The sequence below is a fragment of the Mesorhizobium sp. M0854 genome (assembly GCF_040319815.1).
Classification (GTDB): Bacteria; Pseudomonadota; Alphaproteobacteria; order Rhizobiales; family Rhizobiaceae; genus Mesorhizobium.
The window spans coordinates 299,403-326,384 of the sequence record NZ_JAMYOL010000003.1 but is presented as its reverse complement, the minus strand read 5'-3'; the positions used below and the strand labels follow the sequence as shown (position 1 = coordinate 326,384).

Annotated in this window: 32 protein-coding genes; 13 read left to right on the top strand and 19 right to left on the bottom strand. The window is 62.6% G+C overall.

Annotated elements, in window-relative coordinates; translation table 11 throughout:
* The first annotated feature begins 7 nt into the window (after positions 1-7).
* Positions 8-526 (top strand): CAP domain-containing protein, encoded by a 519-nt coding sequence (locus NKH99_RS07360; RefSeq protein ID WP_352503378.1) that lies wholly within the window; start codon positions 8-10, stop codon positions 524-526.
* 43 nt (positions 527-569) lie between these two features.
* Here NKH99_RS07360 and NKH99_RS07355 read toward each other — a convergent pair whose 3' ends face one another.
* From NKH99_RS07355 to NKH99_RS07340, 4 genes are all read right to left on the bottom strand, one after another.
* Complete coding sequence (locus NKH99_RS07355; RefSeq protein ID WP_352926232.1) at positions 570-3,257, bottom strand: EAL domain-containing protein; 2,688 nt, start codon at positions 3,255-3,257, stop codon at positions 570-572.
* A gap of 173 nt (positions 3,258-3,430) precedes the next feature.
* Positions 3,431-4,966 carry a DHA2 family efflux MFS transporter permease subunit gene (locus NKH99_RS07350; protein WP_353013379.1) on the bottom strand — a complete coding sequence of 512 codons (1,536 nt, stop codon included), beginning with the start codon at positions 4,964-4,966 and terminating at the stop codon, positions 3,431-3,433.
* Positions 4,967-5,284: 318 nt separating this feature from the next.
* The gene (locus tag NKH99_RS07345; protein WP_352926235.1) at positions 5,285-6,463 is read right to left on the bottom strand and encodes an HlyD family secretion protein; all 1,179 of its coding nucleotides are present in this window, start codon (positions 6,461-6,463) and stop codon (positions 5,285-5,287) included.
* Positions 6,460-6,939, bottom strand: a complete 480-nt coding sequence (locus NKH99_RS07340; protein WP_352503401.1) for a MarR family winged helix-turn-helix transcriptional regulator — start codon at positions 6,937-6,939, stop codon at positions 6,460-6,462. Before NKH99_RS07340 ends, NKH99_RS07345 begins: the two co-directional genes overlap by 4 nt.
* Before the next feature lie 135 nt (positions 6,940-7,074).
* Between NKH99_RS07340 and NKH99_RS07335 the strand changes: the two genes are divergently transcribed.
* Positions 7,075-7,737 carry an FAD-binding oxidoreductase gene (locus NKH99_RS07335; RefSeq protein ID WP_353013376.1) on the top strand — a complete coding sequence of 221 codons (663 nt, stop codon included), beginning with the start codon at positions 7,075-7,077 and terminating at the stop codon, positions 7,735-7,737.
* A 40-nt stretch (positions 7,738-7,777) separates the two neighbouring features.
* On the opposite strand, the gene NKH99_RS07330 is transcribed toward NKH99_RS07335, so the two are convergent.
* Positions 7,778-8,713: a bifunctional helix-turn-helix transcriptional regulator/GNAT family N-acetyltransferase gene (locus NKH99_RS07330; protein ID WP_352971419.1), complete on the bottom strand. Its 936-nt coding sequence runs from the start codon at positions 8,711-8,713 to the stop codon at positions 7,778-7,780.
* A gap of 217 nt (positions 8,714-8,930) precedes the next feature.
* Between NKH99_RS07330 and groES the strand changes: the two genes are divergently transcribed.
* On the top strand, positions 8,931-9,227 hold the full coding sequence (gene groES / locus NKH99_RS07325) for a co-chaperone GroES (protein WP_006203049.1): 297 nt from the start codon (positions 8,931-8,933) through the stop codon (positions 9,225-9,227).
* 62 nt (positions 9,228-9,289) lie between these two features.
* On the top strand, positions 9,290-10,945 hold the full coding sequence (gene groL / locus NKH99_RS07320; protein WP_352541606.1) for a chaperonin GroEL: 1,656 nt from the start codon (positions 9,290-9,292) through the stop codon (positions 10,943-10,945).
* A 93-nt stretch (positions 10,946-11,038) separates the two neighbouring features.
* Here the strand turns inward: groL and NKH99_RS07315 are convergent, their stop codons facing one another.
* Entirely contained in the window at positions 11,039-11,638 is a 600-nt protein-coding gene (locus tag NKH99_RS07315) for a TetR/AcrR family transcriptional regulator (RefSeq protein WP_352684914.1), read from the bottom strand.
* 96 nt (positions 11,639-11,734) lie between these two features.
* Here NKH99_RS07315 and NKH99_RS07310 point away from each other — a divergent pair, with 96 nt between their 5' ends.
* Genes NKH99_RS07310 through NKH99_RS07300 form a run of 3 tightly spaced genes read left to right on the top strand, consistent with a single transcriptional unit; the run spans position 11,735 to position 13,644 of the window.
* Positions 11,735-12,745 (top strand): zinc-dependent alcohol dehydrogenase family protein, encoded by a 1,011-nt coding sequence (locus NKH99_RS07310; protein ID WP_353013374.1) that lies wholly within the window; start codon positions 11,735-11,737, stop codon positions 12,743-12,745.
* A gap of 49 nt (positions 12,746-12,794) precedes the next feature.
* Positions 12,795-13,241: an OsmC family protein gene (locus tag NKH99_RS07305; protein WP_353013372.1), complete on the top strand. Its 447-nt coding sequence runs from the start codon at positions 12,795-12,797 to the stop codon at positions 13,239-13,241.
* A gap of 16 nt (positions 13,242-13,257) precedes the next feature.
* Positions 13,258-13,644 (top strand): nuclear transport factor 2 family protein, encoded by a 387-nt coding sequence (locus tag NKH99_RS07300; RefSeq protein WP_352569753.1) that lies wholly within the window; start codon positions 13,258-13,260, stop codon positions 13,642-13,644.
* 26 nt (positions 13,645-13,670) lie between these two features.
* Here the strand turns inward: NKH99_RS07300 and NKH99_RS07295 are convergent, their stop codons facing one another.
* Together NKH99_RS07295 and NKH99_RS07290 are read right to left on the bottom strand one after the other, a co-directional pair.
* Entirely contained in the window at positions 13,671-14,282 is a 612-nt protein-coding gene (locus tag NKH99_RS07295; RefSeq protein ID WP_352684918.1) for a LysE family translocator, read from the bottom strand.
* A gap of 86 nt (positions 14,283-14,368) precedes the next feature.
* A complete protein-coding gene (locus NKH99_RS07290) occupies positions 14,369-14,788 on the bottom strand; it encodes a nuclear transport factor 2 family protein (protein WP_352684920.1) in 420 nt (139 codons plus the stop codon).
* 162 nt (positions 14,789-14,950) lie between these two features.
* Between NKH99_RS07290 and NKH99_RS07285 the strand changes: the two genes are divergently transcribed.
* Positions 14,951-15,880: an AraC family transcriptional regulator gene (locus tag NKH99_RS07285; protein ID WP_353013370.1), complete on the top strand. Its 930-nt coding sequence runs from the start codon at positions 14,951-14,953 to the stop codon at positions 15,878-15,880.
* A 34-nt stretch (positions 15,881-15,914) separates the two neighbouring features.
* Here the strand turns inward: NKH99_RS07285 and NKH99_RS07280 are convergent, their stop codons facing one another.
* The 7 genes from NKH99_RS07280 to NKH99_RS07250 all read right to left on the bottom strand — a co-directional run bounded on the left by NKH99_RS07280 (position 15,915) and on the right by NKH99_RS07250 (position 19,584).
* Positions 15,915-16,256, bottom strand: coding sequence for a YkgJ family cysteine cluster protein (locus NKH99_RS07280; RefSeq protein WP_353013565.1), 342 nt, complete (start codon positions 16,254-16,256; stop codon positions 15,915-15,917).
* A gap of 50 nt (positions 16,257-16,306) precedes the next feature.
* Positions 16,307-16,471 carry a hypothetical protein gene (locus NKH99_RS07275; RefSeq protein ID WP_023722752.1) on the bottom strand — a complete coding sequence of 55 codons (165 nt, stop codon included), beginning with the start codon at positions 16,469-16,471 and terminating at the stop codon, positions 16,307-16,309.
* A gap of 1 nt (position 16,472) precedes the next feature.
* A complete protein-coding gene (locus NKH99_RS07270; RefSeq protein ID WP_352472663.1) occupies positions 16,473-16,880 on the bottom strand; it encodes a hypothetical protein in 408 nt (135 codons plus the stop codon).
* Positions 16,880-17,107: a hypothetical protein gene (locus NKH99_RS07265; protein WP_023677608.1), complete on the bottom strand. Its 228-nt coding sequence runs from the start codon at positions 17,105-17,107 to the stop codon at positions 16,880-16,882. The genes NKH99_RS07270 and NKH99_RS07265 overlap by 1 nt, the downstream gene beginning before the upstream one ends.
* A gap of 490 nt (positions 17,108-17,597) precedes the next feature.
* Positions 17,598-17,807 carry a cold-shock protein gene (locus tag NKH99_RS07260; protein ID WP_010915421.1) on the bottom strand — a complete coding sequence of 70 codons (210 nt, stop codon included), beginning with the start codon at positions 17,805-17,807 and terminating at the stop codon, positions 17,598-17,600.
* A 436-nt stretch (positions 17,808-18,243) separates the two neighbouring features.
* Positions 18,244-19,035 carry an SDR family oxidoreductase gene (locus tag NKH99_RS07255; protein WP_353013368.1) on the bottom strand — a complete coding sequence of 264 codons (792 nt, stop codon included), beginning with the start codon at positions 19,033-19,035 and terminating at the stop codon, positions 18,244-18,246.
* A 66-nt stretch (positions 19,036-19,101) separates the two neighbouring features.
* Positions 19,102-19,584 carry a RidA family protein gene (locus NKH99_RS07250; RefSeq protein WP_353013366.1) on the bottom strand — a complete coding sequence of 161 codons (483 nt, stop codon included), beginning with the start codon at positions 19,582-19,584 and terminating at the stop codon, positions 19,102-19,104.
* Positions 19,585-19,660: 76 nt separating this feature from the next.
* Between NKH99_RS07250 and NKH99_RS07245 the strand changes: the two genes are divergently transcribed.
* Positions 19,661-20,512 carry a LysR family transcriptional regulator gene (locus NKH99_RS07245; RefSeq protein WP_353013364.1) on the top strand — a complete coding sequence of 284 codons (852 nt, stop codon included), beginning with the start codon at positions 19,661-19,663 and terminating at the stop codon, positions 20,510-20,512.
* A gap of 18 nt (positions 20,513-20,530) precedes the next feature.
* Here NKH99_RS07245 and NKH99_RS07240 read toward each other — a convergent pair whose 3' ends face one another.
* Entirely contained in the window at positions 20,531-21,286 is a 756-nt protein-coding gene (locus NKH99_RS07240) for an SDR family NAD(P)-dependent oxidoreductase (RefSeq protein WP_353013362.1), read from the bottom strand.
* A gap of 77 nt (positions 21,287-21,363) precedes the next feature.
* On the bottom strand, positions 21,364-22,032 hold the full coding sequence (locus NKH99_RS07235) for a glutathione S-transferase family protein (protein ID WP_353013360.1): 669 nt from the start codon (positions 22,030-22,032) through the stop codon (positions 21,364-21,366).
* Positions 22,033-22,179: 147 nt separating this feature from the next.
* Here NKH99_RS07235 and NKH99_RS07230 point away from each other — a divergent pair, with 147 nt between their 5' ends.
* Positions 22,180-22,359, top strand: coding sequence for a CsbD family protein (locus tag NKH99_RS07230; protein WP_352770787.1), 180 nt, complete (start codon positions 22,180-22,182; stop codon positions 22,357-22,359).
* A 63-nt stretch (positions 22,360-22,422) separates the two neighbouring features.
* On the opposite strand, the gene NKH99_RS07225 is transcribed toward NKH99_RS07230, so the two are convergent.
* A complete protein-coding gene (locus tag NKH99_RS07225) occupies positions 22,423-23,553 on the bottom strand; it encodes a metallophosphoesterase (protein ID WP_353013358.1) in 1,131 nt (376 codons plus the stop codon).
* Between the two features lie 119 nt (positions 23,554-23,672).
* Here NKH99_RS07225 and NKH99_RS07220 point away from each other — a divergent pair, with 119 nt between their 5' ends.
* Positions 23,673-24,266, top strand: coding sequence for a hypothetical protein (locus NKH99_RS07220; RefSeq protein ID WP_352472655.1), 594 nt, complete (start codon positions 23,673-23,675; stop codon positions 24,264-24,266).
* Positions 24,267-24,325: 59 nt separating this feature from the next.
* On the opposite strand, the gene NKH99_RS07215 is transcribed toward NKH99_RS07220, so the two are convergent.
* The gene (locus NKH99_RS07215; RefSeq protein WP_353013356.1) at positions 24,326-24,919 is read right to left on the bottom strand and encodes a TetR/AcrR family transcriptional regulator; all 594 of its coding nucleotides are present in this window, start codon (positions 24,917-24,919) and stop codon (positions 24,326-24,328) included.
* A gap of 150 nt (positions 24,920-25,069) precedes the next feature.
* On the opposite strand from NKH99_RS07215, the gene NKH99_RS07210 reads away from it, so the two are divergent.
* A complete protein-coding gene (locus NKH99_RS07210; protein WP_353013354.1) occupies positions 25,070-25,852 on the top strand; it encodes an NIPSNAP family protein in 783 nt (260 codons plus the stop codon).
* A 114-nt stretch (positions 25,853-25,966) separates the two neighbouring features.
* A complete protein-coding gene (locus tag NKH99_RS07205) occupies positions 25,967-26,725 on the top strand; it encodes an SDR family NAD(P)-dependent oxidoreductase (protein WP_352472648.1) in 759 nt (252 codons plus the stop codon).
* Positions 26,726-26,982: the final 257 nt, after the last annotated feature.

Here is a 26,982-nt window from a genome sequence, read left to right as displayed (position 1 = left end):
GGCGGGCATGACCGTTACGAAAATCGAAAATTATCAGGCCCAACCAAGCCTAAGCAGGCGCGTGCTGCTCAGAGCTGCCGGCCTTGGCGCCCTTGCCGGGCTCACCGCCTGCGCAACCGCCGTGCTGCCTACCGGTGAAAGCGCCGGTGTCTCTGCTTCCGCCGCCGGCACGCTGGCCGGCATCCGCGCTTCGGCGGGTCTGGGGCCGCTCGCCCCCGATGCCCGGCTCGAGCAGGCGGCGCTCCAGCAGGCCGGATATATGGCACGCGGCGGCCGAATGAATCACACCACCGGCTGGGGCAAGGACTTTGCCTCGCGCGTCAAAGACAATGGCATTGCCGGCGCTGCCGCCGAAAATATTGCCGAAGGCCGCTTCGACCAGCAGAAGCTGTTCGATATCTGGGTGCATTCGCCAGGCCACCGCCGCAACATGCTCGACCCGCGCTTCACCCGCTTCGGCCTCGCCTATGTGCGCGACGGCCGCGACAGCACGCTTCGCTACTGGTGCCTTGTGCTCGGCAGATAACTTCCACCATTTGGACGGCGGAAGCCTGCTGGCGACCGATCCGTCAGTCTTTGCGGCCGCCGCCGAGCAATTCCTCGATCTCCTGCGCACAAACCGGCCTGCTGAAATGATAGCCCTGCATTTCGTCGCAATTGTTCCTGCGCAGGAAAGCAACCTGATCATCTGTCTCAACGCCCTCGGCGATGACCCTCAGGTTGAGATTTTGCCCCAATGAAATCACCGCGCTGGCCACAGCCTGATCGTTCTCGTCGGCGGCGAGATCCTTGATGAAGGACTTGTCGATCTTCAGCCGCGCCACGGGAAAGGTCTTGAGTGCACTGAGGCTGGAATAGCCGGTGCCGAAATCATCGATCGAGATCTGGACACCCAGGCTTTGCAGGGCGTTCATGGTGGCGACCGCCAGCTCGATATCCTGCATGATAAGGCTCTCGGTCACCTCCAGCTCGAGATACCTGGCCTCCAGGCCGCTGTCCTTCAGCGCGCTGACGATGCGATCGATCAGGTTGCGCTCCCTGAATTGCCGCGCCGACACATTCACGCAAACGGTCAAGGGCGGCAGTCCTGCGTCTTGCCAGGCTTTGTTCTGCCGGCACGCCTCATGCAGAACCCAGTCGCCGATCGGTACGATCAGACCTGTCTCCTCGGCGGTCGGGATGAACATCGTCGGCATTACCGTGCCAAGCGTTGGGTGGTTCCAGCGTATCAGCGCCTCGACCGCAAAAACCCGACCTGACCGAAGGTCCACCTGCGGTTGGTAGAGCAGCGTGAATTCCGAACGCGCCAAGGCGTTTCGCAACTCTTCCTGAAGCACGAATTTTTCATGCGCCCTGGTGTTGAACTCCGGAGCGTAAAACTGGAAATTATCGCGGCCGAACTCCTTGGCGCGATACATGGCCGCGTCGGCATTTGCCAGCAGCGTATCGGGATCCGTCCCATCCTTGGGATAGTTGGCAATGCCGATGCTGGCCGTCGCCCGCACAAGATGCGCTCCGAGCCGAACCGGTTCGGCGAGTGCAGCCCTGAGCTTTTGCAAGGTCTCGGAAACGAGATCGACGTTCGCCGGCTGGTCGAAAAGCACGACGACGAATTCGTCGCCGCCAAGCCGCACGACGGTATCGGTCGCCCGGACGCAGTCGACCATGCGACTTGCGACGGTCTTCAGAAGCTCGTCGCCGGCATTGTGGCCGAGCGTGTCGTTGACGAATTTGAAATTGTCCAGATCAATGAACACCACCGTCACCCAGCGATCGTATCGCTGGGCGTACAAGACCGCCTGTGAAAGCCGGTCCTCCAACAAGGCGCGATTGGGAAGCCCGGTCAGCACGTCATGATTGGCCATGAAGTGGATCCGGTCTTCGGCCTGTTTGCGTTCGATGGCGATCCCGGCGATGCGCGTGGTGAAATCGATGAGGCGAGTCTCGGCCTCGGTCGGTTCGCGCACCGTCATAGAATACATCGCAAAGACGCCGAGCACGGCGCCCTGATGCGACAGGATCGGTGTCGACCAGCATGAACGCAAACCGTGTGGCCGCGCGAGTTCGCGATAGTCCTGCCAAAGCGGATCCTGCATGATATCAGCGACAATCACCGGCTCGCGCCGATAGACTGCGGTACCGCAAGACCCTGCCCTTGGGCCTACCGCGGCGCCGTCGACGGCGTCGGTGTAGTCTCTCGCCAGGCTCGGCGCGGCGGCGTGGCGCAAGTGGCTGCCATCCTTGTCGAGCAGCAAGACCGAACCGAATATCCCCGCCAGTTGGGACTCGACCAGACGCATGAGCCGCTCGAGCACGTCTTCGAGGGGAGCGCTCTTTGCGATCATCTCGAGGATATGCGCCTGCCCGTCGCGAAGGATTTCGGCCTGCTTGCGCGCAGTGATGTCACGGGCAATGCCGACGAGGCCGAAAATGTTGTTCTGAACGTTGCGCAACGGCAGTTTCGTAGACAGGAACCATTTGCCGGTGCCTGACGCATCGACGACGAACTCCTCCTCGTCGACCATCGGTTGTCCGTCGCGCATCAGTTGCTGCTCGATGAGGCGAAATTTCTGCGCAAGATCCGGCGCGTGAAGGTCGAAGTCGCTCAGACCGATCATGTCGCTCGTGCTGTCTCGACCGCTGTCGGACGCAATGGCTCGGTTGGCGACGACGAAGCGGCTTTCGGTGTCCTTCACCCACATGTAGTCAGGCACCAGGTCGATGAGCGTCTGCAAGGAGATACGCTCGTCGACGACCAAGCGGTTGGCGCTGAGCTCGCTGATGTCCTCATGCGTGGCCACCCAGCCGCCGTCAGGCATCGGCTGATGGCAGACCTGAATTGTCCGGCCATCGGCGAGCTCGGCTGTCCAGTTCCCCGAAGCCGTGCCCGAATTGACTGCCCGGGCCAACGCCAGATAAGCGTCCGCATTCATTGCCGAGGTTCCGACAGCGACGCGCCGCTCGACGATTTCGCGCAGCGCCGCACCCGGCTGCAATTGCTCCGGGGCAAGGCGATAGATTTCCGTGTAGCGTCGATTGCACAGGATCAGCCGTTCATCGGCGTCAAAGAAACAGATGCCTTGCGAGATGTTCTCTATCGCGGTCTGGAACCGCAGTGCCTGGTCCTGAAGTGCCGCAATCGTGGCGCGAAGCTCGCGCTCGAGGGCCTCATATGAGGCAGTCGCCAGTTGTGCCAGCGTCGTTAAATTTGCGGATTCGGGCGCGTCGGCGGTTTGCCTGGATGACTTCGTGGCCAAACACAATTCCTCCCGCTGATGCTTGAGGCAAGCAAAGGAGGCTCGCCTTCAACCCAAAAGCGACTGCATATTGGTCCGGATATACTAATGGCAGGTGAACCTGGCTCAACGCCGACGCGACCGGCACGGCAACGGAAACCGTGGCCGGTCGCGGTTGCCGTAAGCCCTGAGGCTTAGTCCAAATGCGCGGCAGGCGTCCCACCGGCGGGCGGCGCAGCCTTTGGCTTGCGCAGCAGGAAAACAAACGGGACAGCAAGCAGCGTCATCATCATCAGCAGCTTGAAGTCATTGACGTAGGAGATCATCATCGCCTGGACATTGACCATGCGATCCATCAGCGACAGCGCCGTCGGATCGCCGCCCGCCGCTGCCGGCGATGCCGCCCAGAGGTTGGGATTGAACGGATTGATGTAGGCCGAAAGCTCGGCATGGTTGATCTGCGTGTTGCGTACCAGCAGAACCGTCACCACCGATACGCCGATCGACGAGCCAAGATTGCGCACCAGGCTGAACAGCGCCGTTGCATCGGTGCGGAAACGTGCGTCGAGCGTGGCGAAAGCCACGGTGGACAGCGGCACGAACACCATTCCCATTCCAAGGCCCTGGATGACGCCGGAACTGAGGATAAGCCAGTTGTCCATCTGCGGCGAAAAGCTCGACATCGTGTAGAGCGATTGCGCGGTCAGCAGGAAGCCGATGACGACGAGGATCCTGGCATCGATCCTGTGCATGATCCGCCCGACGAACAGCATCGCGATCATCGTGCCGACACCGCGCGGCCCCAAGACGATGCCGATGGTGAGGGTCGGATAACCGAAGATGGTCGACAGCATTGGCGGCAGCAGCGACATGCTCGCCAGGATGAGCACGCCCATGACAAAGATGAACGCGAGCCCGGTGACGAAATTGCGATCGAGGAAGATCTTCGGGTCGATAAAGGGGTGCTCCGCCGTCAACGTGTGGATGGTGAATACCCAGAAACCGGTGATGGAAAGACCAAGCTCGATCCATATCTCGATCGAGGAAAACCAGTCGACCTCGCCGCCGCGATCGAGCATCAGCTGCAGCGCGCCGACACCGAGCGAGAGCATGGTGAAGCCGAAGAAATCGAAGCTGCGCACCCGCCGGGCGACGCTGGGAAGATATGCCGCCATGCCAAGGAAGGCGATGATGCCGACCGGCAGGTTGATGAAGAACACCCAGCGCCAGTTGAAATTCTCGGTCAGCCAGCCACCCAGCGTCGGGCCAAGGATCGGTCCCAGCATGATGCCGGCGCCCCAGATGGCCATGGCCTGGCCGTGGCGTTCCCTGGGGTTGATGTCGAGCAGGAAGGTCTGCGACAGCGGCACGATGGCCGCACCGAACACGCCTTGCATGAGCCGGAACAAAACGATGGTCTCAAGGCTCCAGGCGATGCCGCACAGCATTGAAAAGACGGTGAAACCGACCACGGCCGTCAGGAACAGCTCCTTGCGACCGAAGCGGTCGGCCAGCCAACCGGTCACCGGCGTCATGATCGCCGCGGCAACGATGTAGGAGGTCAACACCCAGTTGATGTTGTCGGGGGAGGCGCCGAGATCGCCGGTCATGGTCGGCAGCGCAACGTTGGCGATCGTCGTGTCGAGCGCCTGCATGATCGTCGCAAGCATGAGCGCAACTGTGATCAGGCCGCGGTGCGGTACTTCGCGAAAGGGTTCTGGGCTGCTCATGACGTAAAACTTCCAGCAGGTAACAAAAACGTGTACATTAGGTTTCCGGACGGCGAGGCCCCGCTGTAGAGAGACCCTCATCGCGGTGGGACGCGAGCATCGATGTGGGGGTTACATCGACTGAGCGTCTCGACAAAGCGGGCGCCTGCCGCCCGGAAACCTGAGGACCGAAGATCCTGCGCGACGTTGTCTGCTGAGGCAGGCTACAGCGCAGCCCGTCTACGCATTCAACTTTTCCTGCGCCTCCCTCGGACCAATCCTGCATCCATCTCGCTGTTTGCTATATGCGGCCGCTACCAGGCCTCTTTACCTGGCCTCTTACCTGGCCTCGCCTGCCGTGGCGCGGCGGAAAATGCTCGGCAGCCCGCGGGAAACGCCGGTGTCCACCGTGACGGTCGCGCTCATGCCGGTGCGCAGCGCCGCCTTGGCGTCGGCATCGGTCAATTCCAGGCGGACCGGAATGCGCTGCGTGACCTTGACCCAGTTGCCGGTAGCGTTCTGCGCGGGCAGCAGCGAGAACTCGGCGCCGGTGCCGGCGCCGATCGCCTTGACGGTGGCTTCGAACGTCTTGCCCGGATAAGTATCGACCATGATCTCGGCCTTCTGGCCGGGTTTCATGTTGGTGAGCTGGGTTTCCTTGAAATTGGCGTCGACCCAGGTGTCGCCGGTCTCGACCAGCGAAAACAGCGGCGTGCCCGAACCGACATACTGGCCGACCTTGAACGAAGCGGCCTGGCTGATGATGCCGTCGGCTGGTGCCTTGACCGTGGTCTGGACCAGATCGTAGGCCGCCTTGTCGCGTGCGGCGAGCGCCGCCATTACCGTTGGATGCTTGTCGGTCTCGATGTCGGGATTGCCGCCAAGTGCCGCCTTGGCGCTGACGATCCCTTGCTGGGCCACGGCCAGCTGCTGCTTCGCCTTGTCGAGGTCGTTCTTGGCTTCGTCCAGAGACGACTTGGCGTTGATGCCCTTGCGGGCAAGGTCGGCGGCGCGGTCATATTGCGACTGCGCGTACTGGACCTGGCTTTCGTCGGACTTCTCCTGCGCCAGCGCCTGGCTGTAGGCCGCACGCAGCTGCTCGACATTGAGCCGTGCGCCGGCCACCGCCGCGTCGGCCTGGGCCAATGCGATCCGGTAGGGCTCGGGATCGATAGCGAACAACACGTCGCCCTGGTTGACAGACTGGTTGTCGAAAATGTCGACCTGAACGATGCGGCCCGCCGTATCGGCGGCTATCGACACCTTGGCCTGCTGCAGATTGGCGTTCTCGGTCTCCTGATAGCGGCCGCCGGTCACCCAGACATAGCTGCCGCCGGCGATCAACGCAGCGGGCAGCACAAACATCAAAAGGAAGCGGCCGGCACGGCGCTTCTGCTTCGGCGCCACCGGCGCCGGAGCTATCTGCGGAGCGACCGTTACCGGAGCTGCCGCCGGCTTCGCGGGAGCTTCCAGCTCCAGCTTGGCCGCATTCTCATCTAGTTTGGCTACCGCGTTCATGCTGCTGCGCCTTCCGTATTCTTCACTTTTTCCGAGGGCGGCGCCTCACCATCTGCAAGATTCTGCACCATTGTCTCCAGCGCCCTGACCAGGACGCGGCGATCTTCCGGCGAAACGCCAACGAGCGATTCCTCATAGACCTCGCCGGCAAGGCTCTTGACGTGGGTGTAGGCCGCGTTTGCCTTGGCGGTCGGGAAAATCATGCGCACTCGCCTGTCGGTTGCGTCGGGACGACGCTCTATCCAGCCGCCCTCCTCCATGCGATCGACAAGACGCGAGACGCTGATCGGCTCGATTTCGAGAAGCTCGGCAAGCCGCGCCTGCGCGACACCCGCCTCCTTGGCGACGCGGACCAGAAGCCGCCACTGCGCCGAAGAAAGGCCGAAACCACTGGCGCGCGCTTCGAAGCGCTTGCGCATCAGGCGCTGCACGTCGTGGATCAAAAAGCCCAATCTGTCGATGCCGTCGGAAACCATGAGCGACATATATAATAAGCGTGCTTATAATTCAAGGAGCCGGATTGTGCCAGAAGCCGGCGAGTGTGCATGGCAGTCGGTGCAGGGCGATCGTGGTTAGCAATTTATTACGCCGGGCGCTTGTGACGCGAAGCGATGCGGTTCTCGAGCGGCGCCCCGGATGAGCTGAGCCTGGATGCAGCACTTGTGACGGCGCCCTCGGGCGAACGCTTCTTCAGCATATCGGCGTGCTACATCGGCCCCCTCGACGAAGGCCAGCAAATCATTCAACCTCTGAGAGAGTATGGCACGCCAGTTGAGCGCCGGATTGCTCCTGTCCCCTATCTTCAAATCCAATCGGCCGGGGACAGCCTCTTTCCGCGCGGGCGGCGCTACTACTGGAAGGCGCAGTTCATGCGCGAAATCACAGATCAGGCGATCGATACCATGCTTGCGGCTTACATGACTGCACCCAGCGAATCGCTTCTGGTCCTGCAGCAGGTTGGCGGCGCCATCTCGCGAGTACCGATGGACGGAACGCCCTACGCCAATCGGGATGCGCTTTACGATTGCTTCCCGATATCGATCTGGGACTACCCGTCTGACGACGAAACGCACATCCGATGGGCGCGCGACCTGTGGGATGCAATGAGACCGTTCTCGACCGGCGGCGTCTATGCGAATAATCTCGGCGAAGAAGGCACTGATCGGGTTCTGGCGGCTTACGGCGAGAATTATCCGAGGTTGGCCGCACTAAAGAACAAGTATGATCCCACCAATTTCTTTCGCTTGAACCAAAACATTAAGCCTGCGACCTGAGCGACCGCCCCAGGCCGATGCTCGAAATTCTGCGGCGCTGCTACAGCTCCAAATTCCAGTTCTGGCCGACCAGATCCTTGCCGAAGGAATGGTGGCGCTCCTCGTTGGTCAATTTAAAGCCCGCAGCCTCATAGATGTGGCGGGCGGCGGCGAGTACGTCGTTGGTCCACAGCGTCAGTGTCCTGTAACCCGTGGCGCGGCAGAAGCCGATACATTCCTCGACCAGCCGCTTGCCGATGCCGAGGCCGCGCGCCGACGGCTCGACATAGAGCAGGCGCAACTTCGCCACCGCGTCCGACTGGCGCACGACGAAGACCGAGCCGACGACCTCCCCTTCCCGCTCGGCGATCCAGCTGCGTTCCCATTTCGGATCGAAGAATTTGACGAAGGCACCGAGGATTTCGGCGACCAGCGCTTCATAGGTTTCGTCCCAGCCATATTCCTGCGCGTAGAGCAGGCCCTGGCGATGAATGATCCAGCCGATGTCGCCGACTTGCAGAGGCCGCAGCATATAGGGAATTTTGGGCTCGGCGCTTCCGCCCAGCAAACGCTGCACCGTCTGCATGGCCTTGACCAGCCTGTCCTGTTCGGCAACCGAAAGCCGTTCGAGCAAAGCCGCGACCTGGTCGTGCGAACCCTGGTTCAGCGGCGCGAAGGCCTGCCGCCCGGCCTTGGTCAGCGCGATCGACGAGCGCCGTGCATCCGCCTCGATCGTGGCGCGCTCGACCAGGTCACGCTCCTCGAACTTCTTCAGCAGCCGGCTGAGATAACCGGCATCGAGGCCGAGATCGCGCGCAAGGTCGGTGGCGGTCAGGCCATCGCGATGCGCCAGCTCATAGAGCACCCGCGCCTCGGTCAGCGAGAAGGTGCTTTTCAGCAGCCCTTCGTCGAGCAGCCCGATCTGGCGGGTGTAGAAGCGGTTGAAGGCCCGCACCGCGTCGATCCGCTCCTTGCCTGGGTGATGATGAATGGTCATGGCATCCTCCTCCCGGCAAGATCAGCGATTTAGTTGACTTGGTCAAGTATCCGTTTGAAGCAATTGTCCTGATTATGCCCAGCGGGCGCCTTGACTCGCGCGAGTTGCCAGCCTATTTCAGCGCCACGTTAGCACTCCCCCAAGATGAGTGCTAACCACATGTCCGGCGCCGCCGGACGGAGGAACTGTTCTCACCATTCTCATCGAGGAATAAAAAATGGCAAAGTCGAAGTTCCGCCCGCTTCATGACCGCGTGGTCGTTCGTCGGGTCGAATCCGAATCCAAGACCGCGGGCGGGATCATCATCCCCGATACGGCTAAGGAAAAGCCGCAGGAAGGCGAGATCATCGCCGTCGGTTCCGGCGCCCGCGACGAAGCCGGCAAGCTCGTCCCGCTGGACGTCAAGGCCGGCGACCGCATCCTGTTCGGCAAGTGGTCGGGCACCGAAGTCAAGCTCAATGGCGAAGACCTTCTGATCATGAAGGAATCCGACATCATGGGCATCATCGGCTGAATATCGGCCTCACCCTCATTTAAATCTTCGGGCTCAATCCAAGCCCCTGCCAGGAGCTAAAAATGGCTGCCAAAGACGTAAAATTCTCCCGCGACGCTCGTGAGCGCATGCTGCGCGGCGTCAACATCCTCGCCGACGCGGTGAAGGTCACGCTCGGCCCCAAGGGCCGCAACGTCGTCATCGACAAGTCGTTCGGCGCACCGCGCATCACCAAGGACGGCGTCACCGTCGCCAAGGAAATCGAGCTTGAGGACAAGTTCGAAAACATGGGCGCGCAGATGGTCCGCGAAGTTGCTTCGAAGACCAACGACATCGCCGGCGACGGCACCACCACCGCGACCGTTCTGGCACAGTCGATCGTCCAGGAAGGCCACAAGTCGGTTGCCGCCGGCATGAACCCGATGGACCTCAAGCGCGGCATCGACCTCGCCGTCGCCGACGTCGTCGCGACGCTGATCAAGAACGCCAAGAAGATCAAGACCTCGGAAGAGGTTGCCCAGGTCGGCACCATCGCCGGCAATGGCGACGTGTCGGTCGGCTCGATGATCGCGGAAGCGATGCAGAAGGTCGGCAATGAGGGCGTCATCACCGTCGAGGAAGCAAAGACCGCCGAGACCGAGCTTGAAGTCGTTGAAGGCATGCAGTTCGACCGCGGCTATCTCTCGCCCTACTTCGTCACCAACGCCGAGAAGATGGTTGCGGATCTGGAAGACGCCTACATTCTTCTCCACGAGAAGAAGCTCTCCAATCTGCAGGCCATGCTGCCGATCCTCGAGGCCGTCGTGCAGACCTCGAAGCCGCTGGTCATCATCTCGGAAGATGTCGAAGGCGAGGCCCTGGCCACGCTGGTCGTCAACAAGCTGCGCGGTGGCCTGAAAATCGCCGCCGTCAAGGCGCCGGGCTTTGGTGATCGCCGCAAGGCCATGCTGGAAGACATCGCCATCCTCACCGGTGGCCAGGTCATTTCCGAAGACCTCGGCATCAAGCTCGAGAATGTCGGCCTGAACATGCTCGGCCGCGCCAAGAAGGTGTCGATCTCCAAGGAGAACACCACCATCGTCGACGGCGCCGGCAAGAAGGCCGAAATCCAGGGCCGCGTCGCCCAGATCAAGCAGCAGATCGAGGAGACCACCTCGGACTACGACAAGGAGAAGCTGCAGGAACGTCTCGCCAAGCTGGCGGGCGGCGTTGCCGTCATCCGCGTCGGCGGTGCGACCGAAGTGGAAGTCAAGGAAAAGAAGGACCGCGTCGATGACGCCCTCAACGCGACCCGCGCGGCCGTCGAAGAAGGCATCGTTCCCGGCGGCGGCGTCGCACTGCTGCGCGCTTCGCTGAGCATCAAGGCAACCGGCGCCAACTCCGACCAGGCCGCCGGCATCAACATCGTGCGCCGCGCGCTGCAGGCTCCGGCCCGCCAGATCGCGGCCAACGCCGGTGCGGAAGCATCGATCGTTGCCGGCAAGATCCTTGAGAACAAGGGGGCAACCTTCGGCTACAACGCCCAGACCGGCGAATATGGCGACATGATCGCCATGGGTATCGTCGATCCGGTCAAGGTTGTGCGCACGGCTCTGCAGGACGCGGCCTCGGTCGCCGGCCTGCTGGTCACCACCGAAGCCATGATCGCGGAGGCTCCGAAGAAGGAGTCGGCTGGCGGCGGCATGCCTGGCGGCATGGGCGGCGGCGGCATGGGCGGCATGGGTGGCATGGATTTCTAATCCAGCCAATCTCGCAAGCTTTCGGAAAGGGCGGCAGCGATGCCGCCCTTTTTGTTTGCTTCATAGCGGGCTGCCCCGGCTCAAGCGGCGATATCAATGCACCGCGGCAGTGGCACTCTTGGCCGGCAAAGCGCCCTCAATCAGCGCCGCGACCTCATCGGCTACCGCCAGCACCGGGGCGCGGTCGTGGGTGGCGCGTGCGATCACCATCAGCCCTTCCAGCGATGATTCGACCAGCAGCGCCAGCGCGTGCGCGCGTCGCTCGGGCACCCCTGCCCTGACGAAGGCCGCCCTGAGCAAGCCTATCCATTGCTCGAAGGCGGACCGGCACAATTCGGCCAGTTCCGGCATGTCGATCGGCGAGTCCAAGACCACGGGCGCGATCGGGCAACCGAGCGTGAACCGATTGTCTTCCAGCATGCGCGCGACCGACTGGTAGATGTGGTGGACGGCCACCGCCGGGTCCTTTTCGGCCGCAAGGGCCTCGCCCAGCCTTTTCGAGACGTCCTCGACGCTGTCGCGCGTCACCTCGATGACCAGCTGGTCCTTGCCGCCCGGAAAATGAAAATAGAGCGAGCCTCTCGGCGCGCCTGAGGCGCTCAATATGTCGTTGAGCGAAGTGCCGTGATAGCCGCGCTGCCGAAGCAGGCGCCCCGTGGTCTCGAGTATGCGGGTACGGGTGTCGTTCGCCATGTCAACCTCTGTCAGGAGTGAGCATTATAGGCCTTGCCTCGAATATGACAATCGGTCTATATAATATGTAGATCAGTCTACATATGCGAGAGGCAAATGCGCAGTTATCGTCTTGAAGAAACCTGCGGGACCAAGTGCCTGGTGATGCGCGACGAGGCGCAGCCGACGCCGAAGCCGCACGAGATCGTCGTGCGTGTCCGCGCCGCTTCGCTCAACCGCCGCGATACGATGATCCTCAACGGCACCTACCCGCTGGCGCCGCGCCAAGGCGTTATCCCACTGAGCGACGGCGCCGGCGAAGTCGTTGCCGTCGGCGAGGCCGTCACCCGCTTTGCCGTCGGCGACCGCGTCACCGGCAGTTATTTTGCGCGCTGGATCGATGGCCGCATCAATGCCGGTCTGATCGACCAGCTCGGCTGCACGCTGGACGGGATGCTGGCCGAATACGCCGTGCTCGACGAGCAATGGGCGGTGCGGCTTCCCGATCATCTCGACTGGCATCAAGCGGCGACACTAACCTGCGCCGGCCTGACCGCCTGGAATGCCGTGACGGCGGCCGAAATGCCGAAGCCCGGCCAATGGGTTCTTGTCATCGGTTCAGGTGGCGTCGCGCTATTTGCGCTGCAATTCGCCAAGCTGCTCGGCTGCCGTGTCGTGGCAGTCAGCTCGCGCAACGAGAAGCTGGACCGGCTGCGGGCGCTGGGCGCCGACCTCGTCGTCTCGACCGCCGACATGCCGGAATGGGGTGCTGCGGTGCGCGAGCAGACCGGCGGCATCGACCTCGTCGTCGAGACCGGCGGCCCGCCGACCTTCGCGCAATCGATGATCGCCTGCGCGCTTTACGGGCGCATCGTGCTTCTCACCATACAGGATGCGAAAGGCGGGACGGTGCAGATCCCCGGCCCGGTCTACCAGCGCAGCCTCGCCACCATCAGCCGCCTGTTCGTCGGCAATCGCACCAACCTCGAAGCCATGCTGCGCGCCATCTCGGTGCATCGGCTTAAGCCTGTCATCGACAAGGTGTTCGCCTTCGACGAGGCCAACGACGCCTACCGCTATTTCCAGCAAGGCGACGTCTTCGGGAAAGTGGTCGTCAACGGCGCCTGACTGGTCCGCCCCAAAATCTGATCGACCCTCAAATCAAAGGAGAGACACAATGACCATTCGTGAAGCAGAGGCCCAATGGCAGGGATCGTTGAAGGAAGGTTCGGGCCGGCTGAAGCTCGGCAGCGGCGTCTTCGAAGGCGCCTACTCGTTCCCGTCGCGTTTCGAGAACGGTCCCGGCACCAACCCCGAGGAATTGATTGCGGCGGCGCATGCCGGCTGCTTCTCGATGGCGCTGAGCACCGTCCTCGGCCGCGAAGGTTACACTCCCGCACGCATCCACACGATCGCCAAAGCGCATCTCGGCGCCACCGCGGCCGGACCGACGCTGACCCGCATCGAGCTGGAGACCGAGGCAAGCGTCGCCGGGTTGGCGGCGGGGGAGTTCGAGCGGCTGGCGCAGACGGCCAAGGAGAGCTGCCTCGTGTCGCGGGCGCTGGCCGGCGTCGCAGTGATCACGCTCAAGGCCCGCCTCATCGAAACCGCTACCGATCACTGAAGGGAAGGAATATCCAATGACACAGGAACTCGTCATCGACATCGCCGCCGCCAAACGCTCCGCCGAAACGGCCGAGATCATGCGGCGCTACAACGACGTCTTCCAGCGCCACGACCCGTCGGCGCTCGACGATCTGGTGGCGGAAGATTGCGTGATCGAGAACACCACGCCGGCCCCGGACGGCGCCCGCCGCATCGGCAAGGGCGCCTGCGTCGAACTGTGGTCGGCGATCGCAACCGGACCCGGCACGCGCTTCGACATTGAAGAAACTTTCGTCGCCGGTGATCGGGCGACGATCCGCTGGCGCTACTGGATGGCCGACGGCAATTCGCTGCGCGGCGTCAACCTGATGCGCGTGGCGGACGGGCAGATTGTCGAGGCCATGGGCTATGTGAAGGGATAGATTTGCGCTGCCCGCGACCTTCCTGTCTACCGGTCCGCCAGCGCCAGTTTGGCGCCGAGCATGACAAAGGCTCCGGCGAAGGTACGGCGCATCCAGGTCAGCACCTTTGGCCGCGACACGACATGGCTGCGGATTGACGCCGCGAAAACGCCGTAGCCGACAAAGACCACGAAGGTGAGCAGCATGAAGATGCTGCTGAGTTCCAGCATCTTCGACAGCGCATGCGGTTCGGTGGTGCTGACGAATTGCGGCAGGAAGGCAAAGAAGAAGATCGACAGTTTTGGGTTGAGGATGTTGATGAGGATGCCCGAAGTGATCACTTTGCCGGCCGAGCGCGGCGCAACATTTTCTTCGACGCTCAGGCCACCCTTCTCCTTCAGCGTGTTCCAGGCCATGTAGAGCAGGTAGGCGACGCCGAGATATTTCAGCGTCTCGAAGGCGACGGCACTGGTGTGCAGCAGCGCCGCGAGGCCGGTGATGGCGGCCGCCATGTGCGGAATGATGCCGAGCGTGCAGCCGAAAGCGGCAATGATGCTGGCGCGCGCACCACGCGAGAGCCCGGCGCTCAGCGTATAGAGAACGCCGGTACCGGGCGAAGCCACGACAATCAGCGACGTCAATAGAAATTCGATGCTCACGGATGGTCTCCCGGTGCTGGCCCTGCCGCCGGCAGCGTAATCAGCGAAACGTGCGGGCACAAGCCAACCTGAGAGCCTATGCGCATTCAGATCATGCTGTTGGCGTGCAGCTTGCTATCGGCAATAGGCTGCCGAACTTCCCAGTGTTCGACCAGCTTGCTGTCCTTCAGCCTGAAAATGTCGACAATGGCCAGGCCCTCCTCCTCCGGTTCGCGTTTTGCGTGCATGTGCACAATGACGAAATCCCCCTCTGCAAAAATCCGCTTCACCTCTCCCCTTACGAGGGGAAATGACTGTTTGAGCTGCTGCAGATAGGCTTTGAAGCCGTCCGCACCATCCGCAATGTTCGGATTGTGTTGGATGTAGCGTTCGCCAAAATGCATCGAAGCAGCTTCGATGTTGCCCTGGTTTACCGCTTTGTCGATGAAGTCCAGGACGATCGTCTTGTTGGTCTCGAGCGAATTATGGATCTTGGCTGGAACTGGATTTGATGGTTCGTCACGCATGTTTTTGCTCCTTCAGGTGCCTGCTTCTGCCCGGTGTGGACGGGAGCGTCCGCAGGCCGATATTGCCAACATGATCAGCCACGCTTGTGAGACGGTCGATACGCTATTCGCCTAGATTCTTATCCAATCGTCTAATATCGTCAATCTGGTTATCGGCGGAGGATGGTTCTCATGGATGCCTTGTCCGAAGTTCTTGCTTCGCTGAGATTTGGCAGCGCCATGATCGGCAGCGCGACCCTGCATCGGCCCTGGGGTATTTCGGTGGATCCGACAAGGAATGCCGCCATCCACGTCATCCAGAACGGCGAATGCTGGCTGCGGTTAGCCGGTGAAAGGGAGCCGATCCGCTTAGGCGAGGGAGATGTCATCCTTGTCGCGAGCGGTATCGGGCATACCCTTTGCAATCCGGCGGATGCACCGACGGCATCGATATCCGCCGTCCTTTCCGCGAATCGGAGCGGAGCGGAACCGAAAAGCGAAAGCGGCGCGACAACTCTTCTTTGTGCGAGATATTCACTCGACGGCGTCGGGCCATACCCGATGGTTTCGCTGCTTCCTCCGCTGATCCATTTGACCCGAAATCAGATTGGCACCAGCGAGCCGCTGCGGCTTGCCCTGGAACTTCTGCAGGTCGAAGCGAAAGGCGATCTCGGCGGCCACGACATTGTCGCCCCACGCCTTCTCGACAGCACGTTGATCTTCTTGTTGCGTGCCTGGATCGAACATCAGCCACTCGGAACAGGGGGATGGTTTGGCGCCTTGCGCGACAAAGGCATTGCGCAGGCTTTGCGCATGATCCACGAGCAGCCGGGCAATCCCTGGACTATCGCTTCCCTTGCCAGCGGCGCGGCACAGTCTCGAGCCACCTTCGCGCGTCGCTTCGCTCAACTGGTAGGACAGCCGCCGCTATCCTATGTGACCCGGTGGCGGATGAACCTTGCCGCCAGGGCGCTGCGGGAAACGAACCAGAACATCGGCGAGATCGGGCGCGCCGTCGGATATGAATCGGTGCCGTCGTTCTCGCAGGCATTCAAACGATTGACCGGACGATCGCCCGGCCTCTACCGCAGCGACTTTCGCGCATCTGATTGACGAAATTCAAACTGGGACGCCAGCCCGAGGGCCGTCATTCAAGCGTCGGCAGACCGTGAGCCCGACGCGCGATCAGGCAGTCGTCATCGCCCGGCATGCAGGCGCGGCAGACGTCGGGGCGGATGTCGTAGATGCCGCAGGCCGTTGACTTGCCGACCTCGCCGCACAGTGCCGAACAGCGCGCGCCGTCGCAGCGCATACAGGCTTCGTCGGCAGCCACGTATTTTTGCGGGATAAGGTCGAGCTGCGCGTCATCCTCGGTGGAGAAGCGCGGCCATCTGGACGAGTAGGCGCAGCAGGCGCCACAGGTCTGGCAATCGAAGGCAACCGGACCGGCGCCCTCTCGTGGCGACGAAAACTCCTCTGCGACCGCCAGGGCAAGCAGCCTTGGCGCAGATTTCCGGCCGGCATTTTGCTGCAAGGACGCTATTTCTTCTTGGGCTTGCGCGGCGGTGCTTCCGCCGGCGACCTGAACAGATCGGTGCCCGCCTCGGCGGCTTCGCCGGTTTTTGGCGCGGCCGCCGGCTTGGCCGGCTTCACGGCGGCAGCAGGCGCTGCCGGCTGGCCCTTGGCGGAAAACTTGATTGCCATATCAATCCTCGTCAGAGAAACGCGATGATGGCGCATTCGGATTGCGAAGGCGGCCGATGAGCGCCGAAACGGCCGTGATGTTCATTTCTTCGGGCGACCAGTTCCTGGCTTCCTCGATGTGCCGGGGCGCCAGTTCGCGATGCGTGCTGCCGCTGTAGGCAGCATCCGGATAGGTCACGCGCTCGTGCGTCTTGGCGTTTTCCCGGACATATTCGATCAGATAATTGGGGCATTCGGCGCGGCCGCGCACGCCGAGCCGCACCTGAGCATCGCCGTGGACACGCCGGCAGCGCTCAAGCTTTTCGAGCACGCGCCGGACATATTCGACCGGCTTGTCTAGTTCACCCACGACATCGGCGATGGTCGAATCGGCGGCGATCGCCTTTTGAGGCACGCGTTTGGTGGCCATCAGCGTTTGCCTGCGCGTTTTGGCGAGGCTGCGAGCGCAACCGCCGCCGCCATGTCGTCGGCTTCCTTCTCCAGGCGCAATTCGCGCAGCCGCGCGGTCTTGGCTTCGCGGGCCTGGCTGACGGCATCCCGTTCGGAATTGATGCGGTCGAGCGACATCGACTGGGTCCGCGTCTTGCTGAAAATGGATTCGGCCTGGTCGCGGGGTTTTTTTGAAGTTGCGGTCAAGGTCTTTCTCCCGGTTCGGAGCACGCCGCCGAAAAGTGGCGAGACTGGTCTTTCGGCCAGGATCCCGCACAAAGCAATACGGCAGCCGGTTTCAAATTGCTGGAACGTCCTTAGAGACCGTTTGGAAATTCTACTCTGACGGCCATCTGATGGGGTTTTCTGCGCTTCCGGTGCTCACGGACCCAAATGTCCGCTGCGCTCCGGTTCTCGAAACCACCACCATATGACTCGCCGGAGCGAATTTCGAAACAGCCTCTTAGCACGTCCGGGCCGTCGAGCAGCGCTCTTTCGGCGGTCGAAGCGCAAAAATGAAAAAGGCCAGGCACCGCCTGACCTCCCATGAGAACGCCTGCGCATCCCGAGAGACGCGCAAGGGAACGTTCTTCTCATGCGCATGAGCGGGGACTTAACCTCCCCGCCACCATGCGCTGGAATTTGCCATTCACCGGTGCCAGTACATCCGTGGTCACCGGTGAGGCTTAATTCCGTTTTAGGCCGCCTTCAACTGGTCGGCGGACATCTTGCCCGACTTGTTGTCGCGGACCATCTCGTAGCCAAGCTTCTGGCCCTCGACGATGTCGCGCATTCCGGCGCGCTCGACGGCTGAGATGTGGACGAAAACGTCGGCAGAACCGTCGTCAGGCTGAATAAAACCAAAACCCTTGGTGGCGTTGAACCATTTAACTGTGCCTGTGCTCATAACGAACCCTTTCCATGGCAAATATTCGTTCGTCGTCATGCGGATGCACAACAACGTTTGTCTCGATTTTGATGGGGGAAGTTCGCCAAAGGCGCGCCTAGGCACGCGGATAACAAAAGTCGGTCAAACAAATATCGACAAAATTCTTATAGACTTCTTTGCGCGTTGTGTCAATTTTTTGATTTGCGACACTCGCGGAGACGCGCGGCGGCGGCCCGCGCCAGCACATCGGACGGCGAAAGCCGGGCTATTGCCCGCCGAAAAGCCAATCAGCCGGGAACCATTTTGGCGCCGGGGCATTTTTTTCGGTGTCGAAAGCCGTTCTCGAAAGAGCAATCTTGAGAAAAGGCGGACGACAAACAGGACGCCCCCCGCGCAGATAAAAGGCACGAGGGGCGTTCCTGTCTGATGCGAGCATTCGCGCCGCTGCTGCCCCTCACAGCATGGCCCGGCTGAGCCCGCCATCCACCGGCAAAGCCACGCCGGTGATATAGGCAGCGTCGTCGCTGGCCAGGAATGCGGCAACCGCGCCGAATTCCGCGGGGGCTCCATAGCGCTTTGCCGGGATTTCGGCCTGACTCTCGGCGGCGATCACAGCAGCGTCCACACCCCTGTCGGCGGCGTCCATCGCGTCGAACTGTTTCGTCCGGTCCGTCGCAAAACGGCCAGGCAGCAACAGGTTCACGGTGACGCCGTCCGCCGCCCCTTCGCCGGCCAGGGTCTTGGCCCAGCCGGCAAGCGACGCGCGCAACGCATTCGAAGCGGTGAGGCCGGGGATCGGCTCGCGGACGGACGTGGAGGAAACGGCGATGATGCGCCCCCAGCGCCGCGCCCGCATGCCTGGCAGGAAAGAAATGGCGATGCGCATCTGGCTCAGCACCATGCTGGTGAACTGCTTCTCCCAGACGCTCGCATCGAAGACGCTGGCCGCGAAGGGCGGCGGGCCGCCGCCATTGAGCAGGACGATGTCGATCCGCTGATGCTCGTCCTCGACGGCACGGATCAGCCGGGAGACGCTGTCGTTATCGGAAAGATCGGCGCTGAAGGTCGAGCAGATGTGGCCGGCGGACTCGATCGCGCGCCGCGCCGCGTCCAGGGTCTCCTTCCCGCGTCCGACCAGGATGATCTCGGCGCCTTTCGCCGCGAGCGCTTCGGCGACGCCGAAACCCAGGCCCTTGCCTCCGCCGAGAACAAGCGCCTTCCGCCTCTCAAGATTTGTACTTATCAAGCCAAGCCTCCCCTGGTTTCGCTGCGCACTCTCGGATCAGGCCCGAGTGTATGTTCTGGGCGTGCATCAGCGTACATGCACAATGGCGTCGGCTTCGACCGGAACATTGGCCGGCAAGCCGGCCATGCCGAGCGAGCAGCGGGCATGCTCGCCACGCTCGCCGAAAACATGGAGCAGAAATTCGGATGCTCCGTTGCCGACCTCCGAATAGGCCGCAAAGCCGGCCGCCGCGTTCACATAGACGGTCAGCTTGGCGAATTTCACGACGCGGTCGAGATTGCCGTCCAGTTCCTTGTCCAGCCAATAGACGATGTTGGCCGCGCAGAGCCGGGCGGCGTTCCGCGCCGCGGGCAGATCGATCTCTGCGCCGACCTGGCCGATCGCAGCGATCTCCTGCCCGATCTCGGGGATCTGACCGGAGACATAGACGATGTCGGCGACCCGAGCCGTCGGCGAGAACGGCAAAGCAGGCCGATCGAGCGACGGCCAGGCGACACCGAACTCCTCAAATCTTCTTCTGTAGGGCAAGGTGGCTGCTCCTGTTTTCATTCGTGCGAGCGGACCTTGAATTCAGATCGGGCTTTCGGATAGCCTGATAGTGCTGACACAGCTATCAGGAATTCTTATGACCGGAGATATCGACGTCCGGCTGCTGCGCGCCTTCGTCACCGTGGCCGATACGGGAACGGTGAGCCGAGCGGCCGATCGGCTTGCCCGCACCCAGGCGGCGGTGAGCATGCAGCTTCAGCGCCTCGAGGGTGCAGTCGGCGCCGAGCTTCTGCGCCGCTCGCCGCGCGGCGTGGCGCTGACCGAGGCCGGCGAGATCCTGCTCGCCTTCGCCCGCAAGGCCATCGCGATCGGTGACGATGCCAGGCGCGAGATAGAAGGCCGCAGGCTGGTCGGCCGTGTCCGGCTGGGCATCGTCGAGGATTTGGCGGTGACGCGGCTGCCGCTGATCATTGCCGAATTCCGCCGCCGGCACCCCTCCGTTGAGATCGAGCTGACATCGGCCAGCAGCAGCGATCTCAGCAAGTCGCTGGGCGAAGGACGATGCGACATCGTCATGGCCGATCCGGCGCGCTTCACAATGGCGCCGCGAGGCAATGTGTCACGACAGCTGGTCTGGGCGGCAAGCCGCATGATCGAGATCGATGACGAGGTCGAGCTTCCGCTGATCATCTTCGAAGGCGCCTGCTCCTGGCAGGACAGAATGCTGGCCTCGCTCGCCGAGGCCGGGATCGGCTGGAAGATCGGCTGCCGCGTGTCGACCTTCGCGACGCTGATCTCGGCGCTGAGGGCCGGGCTCGGCATCGGGCTTCTGCTGCAAGAAGGACTGCCGCCCGACTGCCAAAGCCTCAACGGACGCTTCAACCTGCCGCCGGCGGCGATGGCGGATTTCGGCGTCTATCTCGCGAGGGACCCGTCGCGGCTGGTCGAGGAGTGTGGCGATTTCCTGCGAGCGGGATTCGAAGCGTAGCGAAATATCTGACGCCGCTCACCGTTCCTGGTCGGTCGGGCGGATGACGATCTCGTTGACGTTGACGCGTGCCGGCTGGCACACGGCGTAGAGAATGGCCGCGGCGATGTCCTCGGCGGTCAGCGCCTCCATGGCGGCGAGCCGCTGGTCGAGCCCGGCCTTCGCCGCCGGGTTGGTGACATGGTCGCCGAGTTCGGTGCGCACAAGGCCAGGCTCGATGACGGTGACGCGAACCTTATCGGCATAGACTTCGCGGCGCAGCGATTCGGAAAAGCCGACGACGCCGAACTTGGTTGCGGCATAGCCGCTGGCGCCGGGATTGGCGACGCGTCCGGCGATCGACGAGACATTGACGATGTGACCCTTGGCGGCCCTCAGATGCGGCAGCGCCGCCTTGGTGACGCCCATCAGCGCCAGCAGGTTGAGCTCAATCATGCGGCGCCAGTCGTCGAGTTCGGCATCGGCGGCCGGCGACAGAAGCATGACACCTGCATTGTTAACGAGGATGTCGAGGCGGCCCCATTCGGTGACAACCTTGTCGACCATGGCGGTGACATCGTCGTTGCTGGTGACGTCGGCCTCGATGCGGAGCGCCGTGCCGCCGGCCTTTTCGATACGTGCGGCCAGCGCTTCGAGACGATCGGCGCGGCGTGCGGCAATCGCCACCTTGGCCCCGGCGGCTGCGAGCGCCACAGCCGTTGCCTCGCCGATGCCCGAGGAGGCGCCGGTGACGAGTGCGACCTTGCCGGCCAGTGCGGAAGAAACAGAAGTCATTGTGAAGTCTCCAAGGCCCCTGCCCGATCTTCAGATAGGCCGCGGGCCGCGAAGTGGAAGACCGGCTTTGCTCGGCTCTACTCGTCTGGGCCGGGCTCCGGCCAAGGCTCTTTCGCCGCCTCGGCATACCAGTGCCGCATCGCCGGCATCGAAAGCACGGCGTCGACATAGGCGCGGGTGTCGGGCGCCAGCGTGCCACCATAGGTGTCGAAGCGGGTGACGACCGGCGCGTACATGGCATCGGCCGCGGTGAAATGGCCAAACAGGAACGGGCCGCCTTTGCCGTATTTTTCGCGGCATTCGCGCCATAGCCCTTCGATGCGCGCCCGTTGTGCCTCACCTTCGGCGTCGAGCGGCTTGTGGCCTTTTGGCCGGCGCAAATTCATCGGCCAGCCATAGCGGACCTCGCGAAAGCCGGAATGCATCTCTGTCGCCGCCGAGCGGGCCAGCGCACGGGCGCCGATGTCGGCCGGCCAGAGCTTTTTCCCGGGAAACAGCTCAGCGAGATATTCAAGGATGGCAAGGGTTTCCCAGACGATCCGGACCTCGCCATTCGGCAGCCGATGGTTCAGCACCGGCACCTGGCCGGTCGGCGATATCCTGGCCAGATTGGCCGCGGTCTCGGGCGTGCGCAGGCGCACAAGACCTTCCTCGAACGGGATCTCCAGATACTTCATCGCCAGCCACGGCCGCAGTGACCACGACGAAAAACACTTGTTGCCGATGAAGAGCGTGAATTCAGCCATTGTCCCTCCGGCCCTGTCTATTCGGGCGTTCTGGTGCACCCTATTCTGTCGGCTTCGCGGCCGGAAGCTATCCCAATCGACGGGCAGAACCCGGAACCTAAGCGATCCGCGACCGTTTCTCCAGGCGAACGGTTCAGGAGATGCGAGATGGTGAACAAGGATCAGGTTGCCGGCGTTGCCAAGCAAGCCAAGGGCGCCGTCAAGCAGGCCGCCGGCAAGACCACCGGCGACAGGCGCTCCGAGGCCGAAGGCGATGTCGACAAGGCCACCGGCAAGATGCAGAAAGCCTATGGCGACGTGAAGGACAAGGTGAAGAAGGCGCTCTGATCCTGCCTCGTTGGGGCAGCGAAGAAAGGCGGCGGGTGCCGCCTTTTTCAGGCTCGCTCAACTTCAGAATGTAAGGTTTTTGATGAAGGCGTTGGTGAAAGTGACCTCGCCGTGGTTGCCGGTGGCCTCGCCCAGAACCACTTCCATACTATTGCTGGTCACCCGCGCCAGCGCGAAACCGCCCATGAAGGCCGCCTTCGGCTTGAACAGATCGAGCCCGTCACGGCGATAGATCATCGGCGTCGCGTGCTGGTGGCCGTGAAAAATGCCGATGACATTATAGCCCTTCAGCGCAGCCAGCAGCGCCTGCCTGTCAGCCTCGCTCCACCAATGCGATGGACCCGTGCCGCCATCGTCGAACGTTCTTTTGCCGGCGTTCCATCTTTCGATCGAAAAATCGTCCCAGCCATAATGCTGGAAAAGGATGACAGGGCGCCCATCGCCGGCATAGGTCGCCAGATCCTGCTTCAGCCATGGCAGGCTGCTGGCGGAGACATGGGCAGTATCGCCGGCGAAGCGGTGCGTCTGGACAAGATGCAGGCCGCCCCAATCCCACGAATAACAGTCGCTCGCGACATCGAAGGCAGTGGCCGGCACCGGCGGCTTGAAGAACACACCGGGGCGGTGGTTGACCTCGACGTAGTCGCGCATTTCGCGGCGGTACCAGTCGACATGCGAGCGCGGGCCGTTCTGGTCGAGGTCGTGGTTGCCGAGGCCGACATAGACCGGCATGTGCACGCGGTCGGGGCCGACGCCTTGCTGGTAGCGCTGGCTGAACTGAAGCAGCTGCGTGCCCTCGCTGGGCTGGGTGATCTGGCCGCCGCCATCATCGGTGATGTCGCCGCCAACGACGAGGCCGAGCGGCGTGCCGATTCTGCCTTTTGAGCGCAGGCCGGTGGCGACGCCATCGACTTCAGCCGGCCATTGTCTGTCGCCGATGCCATTGAGTGCGGCGACGTTGCGCAGCAAGGCGTCGTCGGTCTTGCCTTGCTGCTCGCAATGCGGGCTCAACCCGCTGGCCATGCGGCAGGCATGGACGTCGGCAATGAACAGGAAAGTGGCGTCGATCGGCGGGATGCGCTGCCCGGTCTGGCCGAAGGCCGGGCGCGAAACGGCGCCGGCCGCGGCAACGGCCGCTGCCTTCATCAGGAACCTGCGCCTGGAAACAGGCCGGGCGGGAATGCGATGCATCATGCGCTAAAATTCAGCACGACGGGGACCGGCAGTCCAGTTGCTCGTAAAGTATGTCGACACGTTCTCCCAGGTCTGGCATTGCTTTCGGCATTCAACTTGCGCGGGCAAAGGAGGACGCCATGAAAGCTACATCCATCGGCATGACAATGGCGATTCTGGCGGTGACGAGCGCAGCGCATGGCGCCGGGTGCATCGACGCCAAATCGGCCAAGGCCGGCTTCATTCTCGAAAGGCCCGGCATCCACAGCGAATTTCGCCCGGCGGCGGGCGGAATGGTGGCGGTTGCCAACAAATACCAGTCGCAATCGCCGCAGTCGCAGTACCTGTTCGGCGGGCTGATCGAGGTGTTTCGCGACAGCAGCACGGGGCAGCTGGCGATGATCCCGTTTTCCGATCTCAGGAAGGTGTTCCCGCTGAAGGCGGGTGCCAAGAGCAAGATCGTGTTTGCCCGTCTTGCACCGAACAAGCCGCCGAAGGGCACCGAGACGCTGGAGATCAACGTCAAGGGCAAGGAGACGTTCAGCCTGGGTGACTGCAAATACTCCGTACTCGCGGTCAAGCAGACGATCAGGAGCGAGGCCGGCGAGACGCGGGACGAGTTCACCGCGCTTTACGCACCCGACCTGCAGGCAGTTGTGGCCAGGCGCTATGACGAGGGCACTAGCGCCGAAAGCGTGGTCGGCTACGAGCTGATCAAGCCGCTGCCGAATTAAGAGCTCGGCCTCCCGCCTCGGTCGCGATATCAGCGACTGCGGCCTCTGTCCTGCCAGCGTTAAAGCGCCCTGTGCAGTATCCTGCGACGTCGCCTCGTGACTCCCTGTTCCAATGCCATCAGGCAATCGCGCAGCACGCTTGCGTCCTGCGCGGTCTTGGCCATCGACATGGCGCCGGAATAGCTGGCGACAGCCAACGCTGCGAAGCGCTGCGGATCGATGCCCTGCTCCCGGCCCGCCTGCTGGTCGGCCCTGGCCTTGTCGGCGATCGCCTGACGCCAGGTAGAAAAAATGCCGGCAAGGGCAATGCGGAAGTCCGGATCGGCAAGCGACAGTTCATGCGCCAGGTTGTTGAGCGGGCAGCCGCGCACGAATCCCTGCTGCTCCAGCTCCGCCGCGACGGCCGCGAACACGGAGCGCACGCCCTCGCGCGCTGAGGGAGCCATCCGCACCGGCGCGATCCATGTCTCTTCTACGGCGGCGGCGACCCGCTCCTCGATCACTGCGAGCGCCAGCGCCTTCTTGGTCGCGAAATGGTGGTGCAGCGCGCCGCCGGTGACGCCCGCCGTCGCCATCAGGTCGCCCATGCTGGACGCATGATAGCCGCGTGCCTGAAACGCCTCCTCGGCGACATCGAGCACCTTTTTGCGCATGCCTTCGGGGTCGTTGGTGCGTTTTTGAGCCCGCGACCTTGGGCGAGCGGATATCTCTGCTGACATCTTCACACGATAGCAGATTGACAAAACAGGACAACCGGTCTGTTTTGTAAAACAGGATGACTGTCCTGTTTTGGAGATCGCGCAATGAACCTGCCTTTGAACGTCGAATCTAAATCCGATATGCTCGCCTCGCCCGTTGTCGAACTCAGGCAATACACGCTGAAACCCGGCAGGCGCGAGACGCTGATCGGCATCTTCGACGGTCACCTGATCGAGGGCCAGGAAAGCGCGGGGATGACCATCATCGGCCAGTTCCGCGATCTCGACTGGCCGGATATGTTCGTCTGGCTGCGCGGCTTCGACGGTATGGAAGCGCGGAAAAACGCTCTGACCGCCTTCTACGACGGGCCGGTCTGGGCTGCGTGGCGCGACGCCGCCAACGCCACGATGATCTCATCCGACGACGTGCTGCTGCTGAAGCCGGCCTGGCCGGGCGCGAACCTAGACCTCTCGGGATCGAAACGATTACCCCAGGCGGACCTCGAAAAACCGAGCGCAAGCAGCGATTTGCAGGCAATTGTTGTCATCAGGATTCATCATTTGCAACCGGGCCTGGAAGCCCGTTTCGCCAATGACTTCCAGACCGCGGCCCTTCCGGTGCTCGCCGCATTTGGCGCGTCGCCGCTCGCCGCCTTCGTTACCGAGCATGCCGAAAACAGCTTTCCGCGGTTGCCGGTGCGGGCCAGCGAAAACGTCTTCATCAGCATCACCGGTTTCGACAGCACCGAAGCGCATGCCCGCCATGAGGCAGCCTTGGCCGCATCCCCGGAGTGGCAAGTGTTCGAGCAGAGCGTCCAGTCACGTATGGCCAAGCCGACTGAGACTTTGGTGCTGTCGCCAACCTCACAATCGCTGCTTGGGCGGTGAGACGAGGCGAAGTTTCATACGCTGGGATAGGCAGGCGACTTGACCCGGAGTGCAGGCAGCGCTGCTCTGGGGTTCATGCCGCCGGCGGAAGACGGCAATGCGCGGGAGTGTTGGATGAGACTAGGCGGCAAACGGGCACTGGTCACCGGCGGCTCGGACGGGATCGGGCTGGCAATCGCCGAGGCTTTCTTGCGCGAAGGCGCGGACGTGCTGATCGTCGGCCGCGACGGCAAAAAACTCGACGCCGCCCGCAAGCAGCTCGGGGATAATGTCGACACGCTGTCGGCCGACCTGTCGGCCAGCGCCGGCATCGATGCCGTGGTCGAGCATGCCAGGCGCGGCCCACCTGTCGATATCCTCGTCAACAATGCCGGCGTAGCGTTCCTTGTGCCGTTCGAGACCGTCAGCGAGGACCAGTTCCAGCAGTCATTCGCGCTCAACGTCACGGCGGTATTCTTTCTCACCCAACGGCTGTTGCCGCATCTCGCGCCGGGTGCGGCTTCGGTGATCAACATCTCGTCCTATTTCGCGCACAAGATGATCCCGAAGCGGCCGTCCAGCCTCTATTCGCTGTCGAAGGGCGCGCTCAATTCGCTGACCAAGTCGCTCGCCTTCGAGCTCGGGCCGCGCGGCATAAGGGTCAACGCGATCGCGCCCGGCACGGTCGACACAGCGATGCGGCGCAGGTCGATCGAAAACCTGCCTGAGGCCGCGCAAGCCGAGCTCAAGGCCTATGTCGAGCGCAGCTATCCGCTCGGCCGCATCGGCCGGACCAGCGACCTTGCCGGCATCGCGGTCTATCTCGCCAGCGACGAAGCGGCATGGACCAGCGGCGGAATCTTCGCCGTGGATGGAGGATACACGGCGGGGTGAGGTTGCGATCTCGCCCCTTGAGGGGGAGATGGCCGGCAGGCCAGAGGGGGTCGTCTCGCGTGGAACACCAGCCTGTTCCGTCCGCTATGCGAGTTGCGTCAAGACCTACCGACCCCCTCTGTCGCCTTCGGCGACATCTCCCCCTCAAGTGGGGAGATTGCCAGCACCTTCAACCGATTTGCATTCCCGTCACCCGCAATCTCCGCTTGAAGGCATTTGTGCAACGCGATACGCCGTTTGCAAATTGCAAACCGGAG